At 40.7% G+C, this 16879-nt stretch carries 15 protein-coding genes; 11 read left to right on the top strand and 4 right to left on the bottom strand.

The genetic code is table 11. From position 1 onward, the window contains the following. Nucleotides 1-9: 9 nt before the first annotated feature. Complete coding sequence (gene hydN, locus ABWP91_RS07460) at nucleotides 10-558, bottom strand: electron transport protein HydN (protein WP_353242731.1); 549 nt, start codon at nucleotides 556-558, stop codon at nucleotides 10-12. A gap of 401 nt (nucleotides 559-959) precedes the next feature. On the opposite strand from hydN, the gene ABWP91_RS07455 reads away from it, so the two are divergent. Beyond that, entirely contained in the window at nucleotides 960-2576 is a 1617-nt protein-coding gene (locus ABWP91_RS07455; protein WP_353242730.1) for a sigma 54-interacting transcriptional regulator, read from the top strand. Nucleotides 2577-2859: 283 nt separating this feature from the next. Here ABWP91_RS07455 and fdhF read toward each other — a convergent pair whose 3' ends face one another. Next, nucleotides 2860-5007 carry a formate dehydrogenase subunit alpha gene (gene fdhF / locus ABWP91_RS07450; protein ID WP_353242729.1) on the bottom strand — a complete coding sequence of 716 codons (2148 nt, stop codon included), beginning with the start codon at nucleotides 5005-5007 and terminating at the stop codon, nucleotides 2860-2862. Nucleotides 5008-5192: 185 nt separating this feature from the next. After that, nucleotides 5193-6014, bottom strand: coding sequence for a LysR family transcriptional regulator (locus ABWP91_RS07445; RefSeq protein ID WP_353242728.1), 822 nt, complete (start codon nucleotides 6012-6014; stop codon nucleotides 5193-5195). Between the two features lie 109 nt (nucleotides 6015-6123). Between ABWP91_RS07445 and ABWP91_RS07440 the strand changes: the two genes are divergently transcribed. From ABWP91_RS07440 to ABWP91_RS07395, 10 genes are all read left to right on the top strand, one after another. Next, on the top strand, nucleotides 6124-6855 hold the full coding sequence (locus tag ABWP91_RS07440) for an SDR family oxidoreductase (RefSeq protein WP_353242727.1): 732 nt from the start codon (nucleotides 6124-6126) through the stop codon (nucleotides 6853-6855). 97 nt (nucleotides 6856-6952) lie between these two features. Next, nucleotides 6953-8653, top strand: coding sequence for a bifunctional ornithine lipid synthase OlsF (gene olsF / locus ABWP91_RS07435; RefSeq protein WP_353242771.1), 1701 nt, complete (start codon nucleotides 6953-6955; stop codon nucleotides 8651-8653). 678 nt (nucleotides 8654-9331) lie between these two features. Beyond that, nucleotides 9332-9589 carry a helix-turn-helix domain-containing protein gene (locus ABWP91_RS07430; RefSeq protein WP_273826806.1) on the top strand — a complete coding sequence of 86 codons (258 nt, stop codon included), beginning with the start codon at nucleotides 9332-9334 and terminating at the stop codon, nucleotides 9587-9589. Nucleotides 9590-9663: 74 nt separating this feature from the next. Then, nucleotides 9664-10182 carry a fimbrial protein gene (locus ABWP91_RS07425; RefSeq protein ID WP_219244785.1) on the top strand — a complete coding sequence of 173 codons (519 nt, stop codon included), beginning with the start codon at nucleotides 9664-9666 and terminating at the stop codon, nucleotides 10180-10182. A 68-nt stretch (nucleotides 10183-10250) separates the two neighbouring features. Then, nucleotides 10251-12623 carry a PefC/AfrB family outer membrane usher protein gene (pefC, locus tag ABWP91_RS07420; protein ID WP_353242726.1) on the top strand — a complete coding sequence of 791 codons (2373 nt, stop codon included), beginning with the start codon at nucleotides 10251-10253 and terminating at the stop codon, nucleotides 12621-12623. A gap of 4 nt (nucleotides 12624-12627) precedes the next feature. Then, nucleotides 12628-13287, top strand: coding sequence for a fimbrial chaperone (locus tag ABWP91_RS07415; protein WP_502935796.1), 660 nt, complete (start codon nucleotides 12628-12630; stop codon nucleotides 13285-13287). Nucleotides 13288-13297: 10 nt separating this feature from the next. After that, nucleotides 13298-14308, top strand: coding sequence for a fimbrial protein (locus ABWP91_RS07410; RefSeq protein WP_353242725.1), 1011 nt, complete (start codon nucleotides 13298-13300; stop codon nucleotides 14306-14308). Between the two features lie 12 nt (nucleotides 14309-14320). Continuing rightward, nucleotides 14321-14854: a spore coat protein U domain-containing protein gene (locus tag ABWP91_RS07405; protein ID WP_353242724.1), complete on the top strand. Its 534-nt coding sequence runs from the start codon at nucleotides 14321-14323 to the stop codon at nucleotides 14852-14854. Nucleotides 14855-14866: 12 nt separating this feature from the next. Continuing rightward, a complete protein-coding gene (locus ABWP91_RS07400) occupies nucleotides 14867-15415 on the top strand; it encodes a fimbrial protein (protein WP_353242723.1) in 549 nt (182 codons plus the stop codon). A 13-nt stretch (nucleotides 15416-15428) separates the two neighbouring features. After that, nucleotides 15429-15965: a fimbrial protein gene (locus ABWP91_RS07395; RefSeq protein ID WP_353242722.1), complete on the top strand. Its 537-nt coding sequence runs from the start codon at nucleotides 15429-15431 to the stop codon at nucleotides 15963-15965. A 62-nt stretch (nucleotides 15966-16027) separates the two neighbouring features. Here the strand turns inward: ABWP91_RS07395 and ABWP91_RS07390 are convergent, their stop codons facing one another. After that, nucleotides 16028-16852, bottom strand: a complete 825-nt coding sequence (locus ABWP91_RS07390; protein ID WP_353242721.1) for a MetQ/NlpA family ABC transporter substrate-binding protein — start codon at nucleotides 16850-16852, stop codon at nucleotides 16028-16030. Nucleotides 16853-16879: the final 27 nt, after the last annotated feature.

Raw genomic sequence — 16879 nt, 5'->3', positions numbered from 1 at the left:
GCACGCTCCTTACAGCAGGATATCCGGCGGGATTTCAAAGGCAGCACGGCGTCGGCGTTCTTTAACGATTTCATCCATACGGTTTCTATCGACAACCATCAACGCCTCGGTTGGGCACACTTCCACACAAGCAGGGCCGCCTTCTCGGGTATGGCATAAATCGCACTTATGGGCTTCAGCGCGGTATTGTGGGATGGTACTGAGGGCGGTCACTTGTTGGTCGACTTGGCGGCTAATCACTTCCATGGTGCCGTAAGGGCAGGCGATGACACAGGTTTTACAGCCAATACATTTTGATTGGTTAACATAGACAAAATCGTCCTTACGGCTGATTGCGCCATTCGGACACACATTGGCACACGGGGCATCTTCACATTGGCGGCATACCACCGCCGTACTGACGGTATAGCCTTTTAATACATGAATACGCGGGAAAAATTCATCTTTGACGACAGTAGCGATCCCCGTTTCTTGTTCTTGGTGGGACACCACACACGCGACTTCGCAAGTATGGCAGCCAATGCATTTTTTGGGATCTGCAATGATGAAACGGTTCATCCTACTCTCCTGAATAATAGATGATGACAATACATTCAACATTCCGATGTACTTGTTTTCAATTTAGATACTCAGGTATAAGCATGGATCGTGCCAAATTGATGGAATAATTAAATTTAGTTAAATCAATATATTAATAAATAATTAGGCGCTACATTTGTAGAGAATAAATATATTCGACACGCTTTCGACAATAATGACGAAGCTTAATATTGATTCGTTATATAATTGTATATATTGAAATTTAATTTACCGGGTAAAAATAGGGGATTGGATCAAAGTTAAATCAGACAATGATATTATTTTTCTTTAGAGTCATTACAATAATCTTATTTGGTGTCGTATTGATGTTTAATTATATCAATGGCCATTAGTTTGAGTGTTTATAACATCTCAAGGAAATGATTAAAAAGAATGGGGTATTTGTGGGGATCACTGAAAGCAATGAACGTATACGCCATGAACGCGACCAATATCGAATACTGGTAGATATTACTAATTCCGTTTTATCACATTTAGAAATGGATGGATTAGTTGCCGAAGTTTCCCGGGAAATTTACCGCTTTTTTGGTATTAGCCAAATTAGTATCGCTCTGTGTGATAATGATAGCTCGGCAATATATCTTTGTTATTCAAGCCATCACCGCCGCGGAAAACCTGTCGAAAAGAGCCAATACCACTTAAATGAATTACACCCTGATTTAACACAAGTGCTTGAAAGTAATCAGTCTATGCGCTTGGCCCTTGACCAATCAACCGAAGACCCACTGTACCAGCACCTATGTGCCCAAGGAATGACAGAGACGTTTTTATTACCGTTGGCATTTAACCATAAACCCCTTGGTGTTTTAGTTTTATCCCATGAAGATACTCGCATTTTCACTGATGATAACTGCAATTTACTCAAACAGATTGCGGCGCGTTTTGCTATTGCGGTGGATAACGCGGCGGCATATGGCGAAATTACTCGCCTAAAAGACAGTTTGAAAAATGAAAATCTTTGGCTAAATGAACAAATTCATGGCAACGAAAGTTTTAGTGAAATCATTTTTCAAAGTGCCGCCATGCGTAATGTGCTCGACCAAGTGGATTTGGTGGCGCGTAGCGACAGTACCGTATTGATTTTAGGGGAAACAGGAACAGGTAAAGAGCTAATCGCCCGCGCTATTCATCGGTTAAGTGACCGACATCGCCGTGCAATTATTAAAATGAACTGTGCAGCTATTCCGTCTGGTTTGTTGGAAAGTGACTTATTTGGTCACGATAAAGGCGCGTTTACGGGAGCAACCACCACGCACATTGGCCGCTTTGAAATGGCGGATAAAAGCACGCTATTTTTAGATGAAATCGGCGATATGCCTTTGGAATTACAACCAAAATTACTTCGTGTGCTGCAAGAGCGTGAAATAGAACGTATTGGTGGCAACAAAGTTATTCCTGTGGATGTACGGCTGATTGCGGCAACGAACCGTGACTTAAAGGGTATGACGGATGAGCGTGAGTTCCGTGAAGATCTGTATTATCGGCTGAATGTGTTCCCGATTATTATCCCGCCGCTACGTGAAAGGCCTGAAGATATTCCGCTACTTGCCACCCATTTTACGCAAAAAATTGCGCAGCGTATGAACCGTAAAATTGAGTGTATTCCCCGTGAGGCGCTGGCGCAGCTATCATTGTACCCATGGCCGGGTAATGTCCGTGAGTTGGAAAATGTGATTGAGCGAGCGGTGATTTTAACCCGTGGAAATACCTTGAATTTACAGCTGCATGAACTGAATATCCCAAAGCCTTCACGCCTTAAAAATGCTTTTGAAAAGCCCAGCGCCATAGAAAAACGTATGCAAACCGCTGCCCCTGAAAGTGATGATGAAGAACGGGATCGCATTATTGCGGCGCTACGGGCGACAAACGGCGTGGTCGCTGGGGCAAGAGGGGCTGCAACTCGCTTAGGGTTAAAACGCACCACATTGTTATCACGCATGCAGCGGTTGGGGATCTCAGTTCAGGATTTATTCTAATTCTTTATTTTTTTGATTATATTTATCAGGCTGATTATCGTTATTTTCATACAATGGATAGTAACATGAAAATAAATAATAATTTCCTTAATGAAATTAATTATTATTTATATTTGAAGGTCATTACTGCGATTAAATTTATTCAAATATTATTTAATTTTTTTGAAATCAGACTAAATAACAAATTATCAATATTTTATTAATGTACACATTATTAGTTAACCAAATAAAAAAGCCAATGGTTTGATGAAGACCATTGGCTTAATTGATTATTTAACGCAAATTAAAGGCCTTCTGCTGCCTCGCGTAGCCGGCGTTTAATCCCCGTGTATTCCTGAACAACGAAATACTCGGCTTTTTGTTGGTCCGCAATAGGCTCAACGCGTACCGCACAGTACTTATATTCAGGGGTTTTGGTGATTGGACTGAGGTTTTCTGCCACGAGCTCATTACAGGCACCAATCCACCACTGATAAGTCATATATACCGCGCCTTTATTAGGTCGGTCACTGATATTGGCTCGAGTAATGACTTTACCTTGCCGTGATGCCACCCAAACCAGCTCTTGGTCTTTAATCCCCAACGCTTTTGCATCTGCGGTATTGATTTGCACAAAACCAGGTTCATCCGCTAATGCTGCCAAGGCTTTGCAGTTACCCGTCATTGAGCGGCAAGAGTAGTGACCCACTTCACGCACAGTCGCTAATACCATCGGGTACTCTGCACTAACTTGGTCAATCGGTGGGCGCCAATCACAGGTAAAGAATTGCCCTTTGCCATTTGGCGTGTCGAATTGACCACCTTCGTACAAATATTCCGTGCCGGGGCTGTCTAATGTCTTACACGGCCATTGAATATAGGCTAAGTCCGCCATTTTTTCATAGGTCGCGCCATAGTAAATCGGGCACAATTCACGTAATTCATCCCAAATTTCTTTGGTGTTGTTGTAGTGCATTGGGTAACCCATGGCCGTTGACATTAAGCTAATGATTTCCCAGTCTGTTTTCACGTCACCGACAGGCTCAACTGCTTTATAGAAGCGTTGGAAACCACGGTCAGCGGCGGTATACACCCCTTCATGTTCCCCCCAAGACGTGGCCGGGAAAATCACGTCGGCAATGGACGCGGTTTTGGTCATAAAGATATCTTGGACAATCAACAGCTCGAGCTTATCGAAAGTACGGCGGATAGTGGCAAGGTCAGGCTCTGTTTGTAGTGGGTCTTCCCCCATCACATAGTGAGCTTTTAACACACCTTCATCAATAAAGTGAGGCACTTCGCTCAGGGGTATACCGTTCTCTGTGGGCATGCTTTCAATGCCCCAGAATTGAGCGAATTTTTCCAGTGCAGCGGTATCCGACACATATTGGTAGCCCGGCAGGGTATTTGGCAGTGCACCCATATCACAGGCGCCTTGTACGTTGTTTTGACCCCGAACAGGGCCAACGCCAACATGCGGTTTACCTAAATTCCCCGTGAGTAGCGCAAGGCTAGTGAGGGATTGAACGGTTTCAACACCTTGATAGAACTGGGTGACGCCCATGCCCCACAAAATCGTCGCGCTTTCTGCTTTGGCATACATGCGGGCCGTTTTGCGAATGTCTTCTGCTTTGATACCCGTGGTTTCTTCGACTGATTCAGGGGTATAAGGGGCGACTAAGGTGCGATATTCCTCGAATTTTTCAGTATGTGCATCAATAAACGCTTTGTCATACAAGTTTTCTTCGATGATCACGTGGGCAAACGCATTCAGTAACGCAATGTTTGACCCATTTTTCAAAGGTAAGTGAATATCTGCAATGCGCGCGGTTTCAATATAACGCGGATCGCAAACAATAATTTGAGCCCCTTTTTCTTTCGCTTTTAAAATTCGGCGAGCGACAATAGGGTGTGAGTCTGCGGCATTGTAACCGAAGACAAAAATGCATTTGGTATCCTCAATTTCGACAATTGAGTTGCTCATGGCGCCATTACCGACCGAACGCTGCAGACCTGCAACCGAAGGGCCGTGTCAGACACGCGCGCAACAGTCGATATTATTGCTACCGACCGCTGCACGAACAAATTTTTGCATCACAAAGTTGGCTTCATTACCCGGGCCACGGGATGAGCCGGTCGTCATGATGGCTTTAGGGCCATATTTTTCTTTAATTGCCAGTAACCGAGAACTGGCAAACTCAATTGCTTCTTCCCATGAAACCACTTCGAGCTTGCCACCACGTTCACGACGGATCATCGGGTTTTTTAAGCGAGGCGTTAAGATTTTCGTATCGTGAATGAAGTCCCAGCCATAATAGCCTTTTAGGCAGAGCTCCCCTTCATTGGTGTGACCATTTGCGCCCTCTGCGCCGATGATCTTCCCGTTCTCCACCTTCAGGTATATTTTACAGCCTGAGGCGCAATACGGGCAGACGGTGATGACTTTTTCCATCAACATTGCTCCTGTGTTTTTATGTAGCGGTCATTGCCGCCTTAACACCTAAGCTAATGCAGGGTTTATGCCAATTTTTAAGGTAAATTTATCGATATCTAACTGATTGAATTTATTGTTTTTGATGTATTTAGCGCCGTGTTGTACTGTTTAGCGAACAGCGTGATCGTCAAAAGTGTCGACGGCTATTGACGAGTTAAATGGTTGATAAGCTGCTCTACCGCAGGGGAGGATAATGACTGGATGGCATAACACACGCCGATACGCCGTGACAGTGCATGGGCAGGCAAAGGGCAGGAAACGATATTTGCGTGTTCACTGGCGAGGGACTGCGGTACGATCGCCACACCTAAATTGAGCGCGACAAGGCCAAGCGCGAGGGAAAAGGTGCTGGCATGGGCGGAAGGGGAGTTTGCCGTCGCGCCGTAAATCGGTAAAAAGCGCTGATGCCAAGTAAGTTCAGGGCACATAACCCAACACAACCCGTGTAAATCAGCGGATGTCATGGCCTTTTTACTGGCGAGTGAGTGCTCTGGTGACATCGCTAAAACAAATGGTTCACTAACCAGTGGAATAAACAGCTCATCCTCACAACGCATTTCTTCGCAAGCAAGACGGATATCCCCTTTACAACCCGACTCCAAGGCAATTAATAAATGAAAATCAGGGTCTTGAACCTGTTTGAGAAACGCACAAATATGCTGATTAGCGATATCCTCTTCAATGCCAATTTGCAGAGGCTGACGGTGTTTTTCACGTTTAAAGCTGTTTGCCAGAGTGTCTAGCTCAGCCACCATGCGTTGTGCATGCGGGTATAAAATTCGTGCATCTTCAGTGACATCAACGCCTCTTGGTAAGCGCTTAAACAGCTGAGTGCCTAAGCTATCTTCCAGCGTTTTGATCGTCGCTGAGAGAGCAGGTTGTGTAAGGAATAACCGCCGCGCAGCCGTGGTGATATTGCGTTCCTCGAAAACGGCGATAAAGGCGTGAAGTTGGCGATAATCCATAGATTTTTTTGATGTCTGTGAGAAGAATAAACCATTTTAATGTAACTTTCGGATGAAATATAGTCTGTCCATGGTTTTAGATATCAATTAAATTTATATGGGATGCAATATGCAAAACGTAAAATCATTAGTGGTGATTACTGGTGCGAGTTCAGGCATTGGCCTTGCCACGGCAAAAATTTTGTCTAATGAAGGGCATGCTCTTTTATTACTGGCACGGCGCATTGAACCAATGTGGGCATTAAATTTACCTAATACGTTATGTAAGTCTATAGATGTTACGGATAGAACTGCCTTTGTGAATGCCGTTAAAGAAGCAGAGGCGCAGTTTGGCCCGGTTGATGGCCTAATAAATAACGCGGGCGTTATGCTTTTAGGTGACATCACAAATCAAGACCCTAACCAATGGGATACCATGGTGGATGTGAATATTAAAGGTGTGTTGAATGGCGTTTATGCGGTTGCTGATGGTATGGTGGCGCGTAAAAGTGGCACCATTATTAATATCAGTTCAGTTGCAGGGCGAAAAACCTTTCCAAACCACGTGGCGTATGTGGGTACTAAATTTGCTGTTCACGGTATTTCTGAAAATTTACGCGAAGAGCTTGCCCCGCACAATGTTCGTGTGATCACTATTGCTCCAGGGGCGGTTGAAACTGCACTGCTGAGTCACACGACGGATGAAGGGATTAAATCGGGCTATCAAGAGTGGAAAAAAGAGATGGGGGGCCTTGTGTTGTCAGCGGAGGATGTCGCCAATACCATCCGTTTTGCCTATCAACAGCCGCAATCGGTGTGTATCCGTGAAATTGTTTTAGCGGCAACTCGCCAGCAGGCTTAGTTTTCTATCGCTTCATTATTTTGTCATAAAACCGCCATCATGTTGTCACGCATCTGACTTAAGTTCGCAGTAACTCAGCTCGGATGGAGATAACATGATGTTTAGTGTCGATGCCTTACTCCACGATATATACCCACATCAAGCCCCACCTGCATGGAAACGCAATGTATTAAAACGCCTTCTTTTCGAAAAAGAATTTAGCCAATTTGCCCAAGATTACCCCCATTTGAAAGGGTTGGATCTTATCGAACAAGTTATTGAGCATTTCAATATTCGCTGTGAATTAATTGATGGTGATTTAGAAAATATCCCCGCAGAAGGCCCTGTTGTTTTGGTAGCAAATCACCCAATAGGTTCACTAGATGGGCTGGCGTTATTACGCACCGTGGCAACTGTACGCCCTGATGTGAAAATCGTTGCAAACCAGTTTCTAAACTATATTGAACCACTAAAAAGCCTGTTTATTGCCGTCGATAATATCAACAACCGCACTAATCGCCAGCAAGTGGAAGCAATGCAGCAGCACTTGGACAAGCGCGGGGCATTGATTGTATTCCCTGCGGGGGAAGTTTCGCGGCTCGGTAGTAAAGGTATTCGTGATAATCACTGGCGTACGGGTTTTTTACGCCTAGCGGCAAAAGCACGGGCTGCGATTGTGCCAATCCATATTCAGGGGCGAAATAGCCATTTATTTTATTTTGCCTCACTGGTTTATAAGCCATTGTCCACGTTGATGTTGGTCAGGGAAATGTTCAAACAGCGGGGCAAAAAACTCAAAATCTGTATTGGGGGGCGGATCCCTTTTAGTCATTGGTATGATGGCCATACCAAAGCCCACGAATTAGCTGAACGTTTTCGTCGTCATGTTTATTTATTAGGAAAAGGCAAAGATGGCCTGTTTACCAGTGAATCGGCAATTGCTTTACCTGAAGACCGACTTGAACTGAAAAAAGCCTTAGCGGCTTGCGAGCGTTTGGGCACATCACCAGATGGCAAAGCCATTTACCTTTATCAACGCCATCAAGAAGTTCGCTCGCCTATATTACGTGAATTAGGACGATTGCGTGAGATTTCGTTTCGTGCAGTAGGGGAAGGTTCTGGCAAACGCCGCGATTTAGATAGCTATGACGACGATTATTATCACTTGGTGTTATGGGATGAAGATGAGCTCGATATCGTTGGCGCTTATCGCTTTATCCCCACAGAAAAGCAAATTGAAACCAAAGGGTTAACGGGGATTTACAGTTCTAGTTTATTCCACTATGACGAAGGCATGCTTCCCATTCTTGCTCAAGGTATTGAGCTAGGACGCAGTTTTATTCAACCAAAATATTGGGGGAAACGCGGGCTGGATTATCTGTGGTTAGGCATTGGGGCCTATTTAGCGAAATATCCCCAATACCGTTATTTATTTGGGCCCGTCTCCATTTCGGGCGCGATGCCGCTTGCGGCGCGTGATTTATTGATCACATTTTACCGCTTATATTTTTCTGCTGAACAGTCAATGGTGCAATCCCACAAACCCTATCCAGCCTCTTTACCGCAGGTGTTGGCGCAATTCGCCGGTGATAATTACCAAGAAGACTTGGTGAAACTCAAAAGTTTATTAAATAACATCGGGTGTTCTATTCCGACGCTTTATAAGCAATACACTGAGCTGTGTGAGCCCGGTGGCGTGCAATTTATGGATTTTGGTACAGACCCATCATTCAATGATTGCATCGATGGTTTGGTGCTGGTGGATTTAACCAAACTAAAACCAACACGTTATCAACGGTATGTCGGGGTACATCTGTAAATTTTGATTTCTGTACTGTTATTTTATTGGGTAAATTGTAGTTTTATTAGTGATTATCATTTAATAAAATGGTAATCACTAATTATATTAATCTTCGTGTAATAAATTAATTTGTTTTCATTATGGAATAAATACATCACTATCTCATTCTACTTAAGTCAAATATACTCATTTAATAAGTTAATTTTTTTGTTTTAATATTACCCATAAAATGAGTTATTAGTTGGATATCTTATTGTTATTAAATTTCTTATTTGAAAATATTGTTGTTTTATAATGGATAATATGGGTTTAATGCTGTTTTTATTTTATTGAAATATTATTATTTTGTCTTGTTTCTATATAAAAATAAATGTAACCATATGTAATATTATATTTCATAATTAATTTAAAACATCAATTTATATGTTAAATTATGTAATTAAAAAATTAAAAATATAACATTAAATATATTGTTAAGAAATAAAGTAATTGTTTATTATCAATCGGTTGCTTGTATTCTGCTTGTGTTTGTGATCGGTATTCCCGATCAAATATTCAAATGTGATAGATGTTAACTATCAATGTTATATTATCGATCGGCACAAACGTTTTTACTCTAATATCATGTGCCAATATATTATGCGAAATCCTACTTATGTTGAATATTTGAATTTTATAATTAAATAGGGGGTAGGAATGAATGAGCACTCTAGTTTTATAAGACCAAATATTTTTAATAAAAAAATCGGATGTTTTATTAGAAATAAAAGAAAACGCATGGACATAACCGGGAAGGACTTAGGCGTTATGTTAAATGTAAGTCAGCAGCAAGTATCTCGGTATGAGAATGGAATAACAAACATTACCGTTACAATGTTAAATGACATATTGGAAATACTGGATGTATCTTGGGAAGAGTTTTTATCATTTAATGAGTTAAATGATAATGCCTAATATTTAAAATATGATTACGTAGTTTGACTGTTAATTAAGAAATTATTATGTGTACAAATATGGAGAGTTATTTAATGAAAAAATTATTATTACCATTAATGGTAAGTGGCGTGCTATTCAGTGGATATACTTTTGCTAATACCGGTGAAGTTCAGTTCATTGGCGCAGTGACATCAGAAACCTGTGATATCGATACAGAAGTGGGTGGATTAGTTAAATCAACCATCGATCTAGGTCAAATGACTACAACAGATAAAAACGGTGATTATGTTGAGTTTGATTTAGTCCCACGTACTGATGAATGCTTGAAAAAAACCAGTGGGCAAGTGGGTTGGCAGAGCGCAGGGTTTACTAACTCAGGCCTTGCAAACATGAAAGGGACTGCGAATGGCGTGTCAATCCAACTGACAGCCACCAACTCGACAACGCCTAACCAAGATGTCACGTATAACAGCCAAACCGTTGATTTTGGTAATGGTACTGATGCTATTGGGAACATGAAATTCAAAGCAAGAATGTTAGCGACGACAGGCCAAACTGTGACTGAAGGTACAGTGATTTCAAGCGCAACATATGCCGTAGCATATAAGTAATTAATATTAATAAATAAAAAGGGTCTTTGACCCTTATTTTAACTTACAAATAGCTATGGATAATATCAATGCGTTTAAAACCGATTAATGCTTTTATGTTATCCCTGTTAGTAAGTCCATTTTACGCAGATGCAAATTTAAATATGGACTTCTTACATGGAGGAGTTCAACCGCAAGCTGCAAGCGTTTTTGATGAAAGTGTTAAGTACCCCGCAGGTCATTATATTGTTGAAGTCATTTTTAATCGCCGCTCTGTTAATCGAAAAGAACTCATTATTTTACCAGAGGATAAAGAGGTCTTATGCTTAAACTCAGAATGGATCTCAGAGTTATCATTACCTATTAACCTGACTTTGCTTGCAAATAATTTTGATTCGGCTAGAAACTGCTACAAAATTAGTCAGTACCCAGGTGCCGAGGTTGTATTTGATAACGCAAAGCAGACCTTGTCTTTTAGTGTGCCTCAAATCGCTTTGGATGAAACTAAAAACCAGCAAGAATGGGATTATGGTATTCCAGGCATTAAGGTGAATTATTCAGGATATATATCAAAAACGTCTTCTGCAAAAACCCAAGTTTATGGTGATTTTGATTTATATTCTAACGTTGGTCGGTGGGTGGCCTATGTCCGCAGTAGTTATCTTAATGATTCAGGTACTGAAACGTCTGAAGCAACAATATCCACCGCAATTAAGCCAATACAAGGCAGTTTTATTGTCGGTAAGACGTTAACGTCTTTATCTATTTTGCCTAATTTTGTTTTTTATGGTCTGTCTTTACGCTCAGAAAGGGATATGCGTCCTTGGGAGATGCGAGGCTATGCCCCTATTATTTCTGGTGTTGTTAATTCGAATGCAAAAATTACCATATCGCAAAATGGGTATATTTTAAGCTCACAAGTGGTTCCAGCGGGGGCCTATCAGTTAAAAGACATATCACCAGTGAGCAATGGTGATATTACGGTAACAGTTGAAGAAAATAACGGAACAAAAACAGTTCGCTATTACCCTGTTGCAACGCTTCCGTCTTTACTGCGTGCCAATGAGATTAATTATAACGTCGCAGTAGGAGAAAGAGAGGTTACGGGAAAGCGAGAAAACCGTTTGTTTTTTCTTGGTGCGTTTGATTATGGACTCACTCACTTTACCTTTCATACCGCAGGTATTTTGCATAACGATTATAAAAGTGCAGGGTTAGGCGCGAGTAAAGACTTAGGGCAATTTGGGGCGATTTCATTTAACTTAAATACAGCTGTTAGCACGTTTCAAAAGCAAACCCCAACCATGTCAGAATCTAGACAGTCTGGGATTAGTTATATGCTTAAATACGCTAATTCATTGTCTAATAATACAAATTTACAGTTATTAGCCTACCGTTATACAGGTAAAGACTATGTTGATTTTAATGAGTTTAACTCAAACGCGTTATATCATCGAAGTAATCGTAAAGAACGTTATGAAACTATCTTATCGCAGAACTTTGATAATAGTTTTGTCAGTGTTTCAGGTTGGGTTCAAACATACCGCAGTCAAATACATAATGAAGTTGGTGCGAATATTACCTACAACACAACTTTGAAAGGTGTGGATTTATCTGTATCGGCAGATTACCAGAAGTTAAATGATTATGACCGTGATAACTATGTTTTATCTGTTGGTGTGAATATTCCATTTAGTTTATTTGATAAAAACCATTATTGGACAAACTCGGTGACTTATGACCGTAGAAATAAATCGAGTTTTAACTCCGGTGTTGCGGGTAATATTAATGAGAAAATTAACTATAGTGTAAATACAAATAAAGACCGTGAAAGTTGGTCTAACTCCGCTTATTTCGGGGTTAATCAAGATATTGTTAATACGGGCTTCGCAATTTCGAAAAATGAGAATAAAACAACAGGTTCAATAAATGCATCAGGAAGTTTACTTGCGACTCAGCAAACGGGATTGTTATTGAGTAATGTTCGTCGCGATACAGTTGCTATTGCGAATATTAGCAATATTAAAAATATTACCTTTAATGATTCCCCCCCCACGGATAGAAATGGTAATACAGTCATTGGGATATCTCCTTATGTTGAAAATAACTTAAAAATCAATACAGAAGAAGTTCCTAATGACATTGAGTTGTTGGATTCCGTACAGGGGTTTGTGCCAACCGATAAGGCAATTATTTATCGTGAGTTTAAATTCTCCACGATTTATAGATATATTTTAAGACTGAAGAAACCAGACGGTCAATTTGTTTCAGCGGGCAGTTCGGCGAGAACAGAAAGCAATGAATATGTCGGGTTTGTTTCTAATGGTGGAGTGTTGCTTTTAAATTTACTCAACAAGCCGAAAAATATTTTTATTTCTTCCTCAGATAATGAGGTATGTACATTAAATTTGGAAAATATAGAATCAAATGAAAATAAAATTATGGAAGTCGAATGTAATTAATAAAATGGTATCACATTTTATTATATTGATATCGTTATTTACCTGCGTAAATGCTTATTCTGCATTTACTCTGAATGGAACGCGGTTTATCTATGATGAAGGGCGTAAAAATATTGCTATTGAAGTAAAGAATAATAGCGATAAAACCTATGGTGGTCAGGTTTGGGTTGATAATTTAAGTGGCACTGATGTTTTTTTTATACCTGCACCTAATTTATTTAAAATTGCGGGTGAAGAAAAACAGTTAATTCGCTTACTTTATGTGAATGATATTTTGCCCAAAGATAAAGAGTCTTTGTTTTGGTTAAATGTTCAGGAAATTCCCCCTGTTGCTTCTGCTGATGAAGGTAATGTCCTTGCTGTTGCTTTGAATACACAAGTGAAACTGATTTATCGCCCCAAAGTACTCGCTGAGGCCCGTGAAGATGCAGAGAAAAACCTTACGTATTCAGGTTCTGTGTTGAAAAACCCAACACCCTATTATTTTGCACTGACTCAAGTATCCGTGAATGGTCGTCCATTGGCTTTATCAAAAGAAATTGAGCAATCAATGAGTTTATTCCCCCCTTTCAGTGAAGTGAATTTACAGAAATCGTTATCTGGGAAAGTCACTGTTGAGGCTATTGATGATTACGGTGCTCGGCGTGTTATTGAGCTTCGCTAAGGACGTTAGCATGAATAAAAACCCTTATTATTTCATCGCATTAATGGTTTTTCTTTTTTCCCTCGATGCCTCTGCTGCACGGTGTAGAAGCTTATCGTTGAAATATAACTTTCCAGCGCAAATTGATGTCACGAATAAAAAAGTCGGTGACCAACTCTATTCCTTTGGGAATCCTGGAGCGCCAATTACGTTTGCAGGGCAATGTTTACGGGCATCAAGTGGGGCAGGAAATACAACAGGAAACTTTATTTATATCGTTGATAAATTTGGTGCGTCTCCAAATACCTGCCCTCGGGGAACGGTAGATAAAAACTCGGCGGATGGTTATTTAAGGTTTCGTTCAACGGGAAGTTGTGGGAATACGGTTTGGTTATTACTGGCTGATTACAAAACAAGCGGAACAGGCTATACCAACTTATCGGGACCTGGTGGCAGTACAGACTCTGGTGTTGTCTATTTACAAAAGAAGCCACCTCCAGGAAAAACAACCGTTAACCCAACCTATATGTTAACCCGAAATTTTTATTCGCGAATTGGTGAAAATAGCCTGACATTGCAAAAAGAAACTGTGGCTTTTAGCGCACCGACATCGATGACACTGATAAACAATGCCTCCTGTGCAGTTTCTGTCAATGATGTAGCTTTTGGAGAGCAAACAGCGAGCTCAGTAAGAGCGAATTCGATTGCCGCTAAAACAATCAATATTGCATTTACCTGTAATGCAGTGCTCCCTGCATACACTTTAAGTTTTTCAGGTAGAGACGGGGTAAACAACGCAACGACTGGGATTATTAATGTGAAAGATAATAGCTCGGTTGGTTATCAATTTACCTGGGGAAATAACACGGTGAAGCCTATTAATAGTGCGGTGGTGATCAATGGCACAGCAATTGCCCCTAATTCAAAACCCACAACCAATAACTTTACGATCCCTGTGACGGTAAAGCCTGTTGCTTTATCAACGCAGCCCATTCCCGGGCTAGCGAATACCGCATTAACGATTAATGTGAAATTAAATTAAAAGGAGTGAATCATGATAAAGGAAACGTTATTTATTTCTCTTGGCTTTCTATTTTCTGTTTCTGCTAACGCGACCAGTTTTGCCTCTAATGTGACTGGTGGAACCGTCACATCAAATTTAAGCATGACCGTAAAAGCGTCTTGCAGTGCAAGCGTTGCGGATGTGGCTTTTGGTGACCAAGCTGCGGGGGATATCAAAAAGGGAACTGTGGCAGATAAAGTGATGACCTTAACAGTGACCTGCGATACAACGCTCGCAAATTATACGTTAGCGTTTACGGCAGCGGATGGCGTGAAAGATGTGGCTAATGGGATAATAAATACAAAAGGGAATTCAACGGTTGGATACCAATTAAAATGGGGAAGTTCTACGGTTAAGCCAGTCGATACCGCTTTAGCGATTAATGGCACTGTGATTACGCCAACCACTAAGCCCACAGCGGCAAGTTTCAGTGTGCCAATTAAAGTAAAGCCTATCGCATTGGGCGATGTTGTTTCTCCGGGGGCAGCAAATACGGCTTTGAATATTAAGCTGACATTTAATTAGTTAAGGGCAACTATGTTCAGGTCTATTTTGCTTGCTGGTTTCTTCATACTCAGTGCGCCACCAAGTTATGGTGAAGAGCCAAAGCAAACATCGATTGTTGGTGAAACAATTCAATCGCAGTTTAGTATGAATGTGAGAATAGCGACTTGTTTACCTGCAACTGTAGATGATGTGAGTTTTGGATCTCTCGATGCTGCAACGATCTTATCGGGTGAAATTGAAGGGCATTCGATACTTTCATTAGATTGCACAGGAACGATTAAGCCGCAGCGGATATCAATACGGTTTGAGCCGGCAAACCCCCATTTAACAATGGCTTCCTCGGGGTATATTGGCTCAAAAAATACGACACTGGGTTATCTTGTTTCATGGGAAGATGACCAAGTCGGTACCGTTGGCTCGGGGGTTCCTATGGGACAAGAACTCTTTTTTAAAAAAATAGGCGCGTCTTTGATGAAGGTAAAAATCAAGATAAAGCCTGTTGTATTACCGCTTGGTGGGCAGTCTGTTAATTTAGGCAGTGGGAATACACATATTACAATTAAGATTAAATATATTTAATGTGGATAATAATATGAATAAAAAGATGTCAGCCTCTTTAATTGCCACTATTCTGATTGGTTATTCACATTACGTTTTTTCTGATGAGGTATTACCCGATACAATATTAAAAATTTCACTCGATATCGTGAATATTACCTGCGACATTAATGATGGAAAGGGATTTAACAAAGTTGTTGATTTTAAAGTCATTAATGAAGGCGATTTATTGGCAGGAAAGCAACCTGCGGTAAAGACACAATTTATTGTTGATTGCCAAAAAAGTGGTTTTAAACCCAGTCATATCGATATTAAGTTTCGGCCAGGTAGCCAAGGTGCCCTTAATAATGGGATAGGCGGCGAACTAAAAACAAATTTATCAGGTGTTGGTATTTATTTATCGTGGTTAGATGCAACACCTATTGATTTATCTGGGACGAATACCCGATTCAGTGCGAATAATAATAATCAGTTTGATATTAGTTTTTATGCAAAGCCTTATGCTCAGGCTCAGAGTATTGAAAAAGGTGTGATGAAGAGCAGTGTGATCATCGATATGCTTTATAAATAAGATTAAGTTGAATGAAGTTTAACTAAAAGATTTCATTCAACTTAATCAATAGAGTAGGGGAATTAAGGAACGGGTACTGCCTCACCCTTATAATTATCTAAAATAAATTTCTTCGTTTCATCACTTTTCAGTGCAGCCATCAGTTTTGTAATTCGCGGGTCATTTTGGTTATCTTCACGTGTCACCACCACGTTAGCAAATTTGCTGTTAGCCGCAGGTTCACTGTAAATGACGTCTTTCGTTAAATCCAAACCTGCATTAATCGCAAAATGGCTATCAATTGAGGCGACATCTGCCTCGCCATTTTTATAAATTTGCGGCATTAATGGCGCATCATAGGTAAATAAAAATTGTAAATTTCGTGGGTTTTCAACAATATCGTCAATGGTTGCATCATCAGGGTCAATACCACTGCGTAACTTAATTAAACCTTCATCTTGGTACAGTTTTAGAATATGACCATGTTGGGAAATATTATTGCTGCTCAGTACTTTTGCCCCATTAGGCAAGTCTTGCAGGCTTTTGTGTTTTTGCGAGAAAAAACGGTATGGGTGCATATGCACAGCCCCAACAGACACGAGTTTCCAATCAGGGTGGTCTGCTAATGTTTTATTTAAATATGGCACATGCTGGAAAAAGTTTGCATCCAGTTCTTTGTCTGCCAGTGCTTGGTTTGGAATAATGTAATCATTAAACACACGGATATCTAAATTAATCCCGTCTTTTTCGAGTTGCGGTTTGACGAATTCTAATATTTCCGCATGGGGTGTTGAAGATGCCCCAATCGTTAATTTATTGCTTTTTTCTTGTTGGTCTGGTTGGCAAGCAGTGAGTGCTAAACTGGTAATTAATAATGCCCCGAAACGCGTTAATAATGATAATTTCATATTGTTATTCCTAATTAGCTGAGTGTA

It is taken from the genome of Providencia sp. (assembly GCF_040396775.1).
Lineage (GTDB): Bacteria > Pseudomonadota > Gammaproteobacteria > Enterobacterales > Enterobacteriaceae > Providencia.
This window is presented reverse-complemented; position numbering and strand designations above follow the sequence as displayed.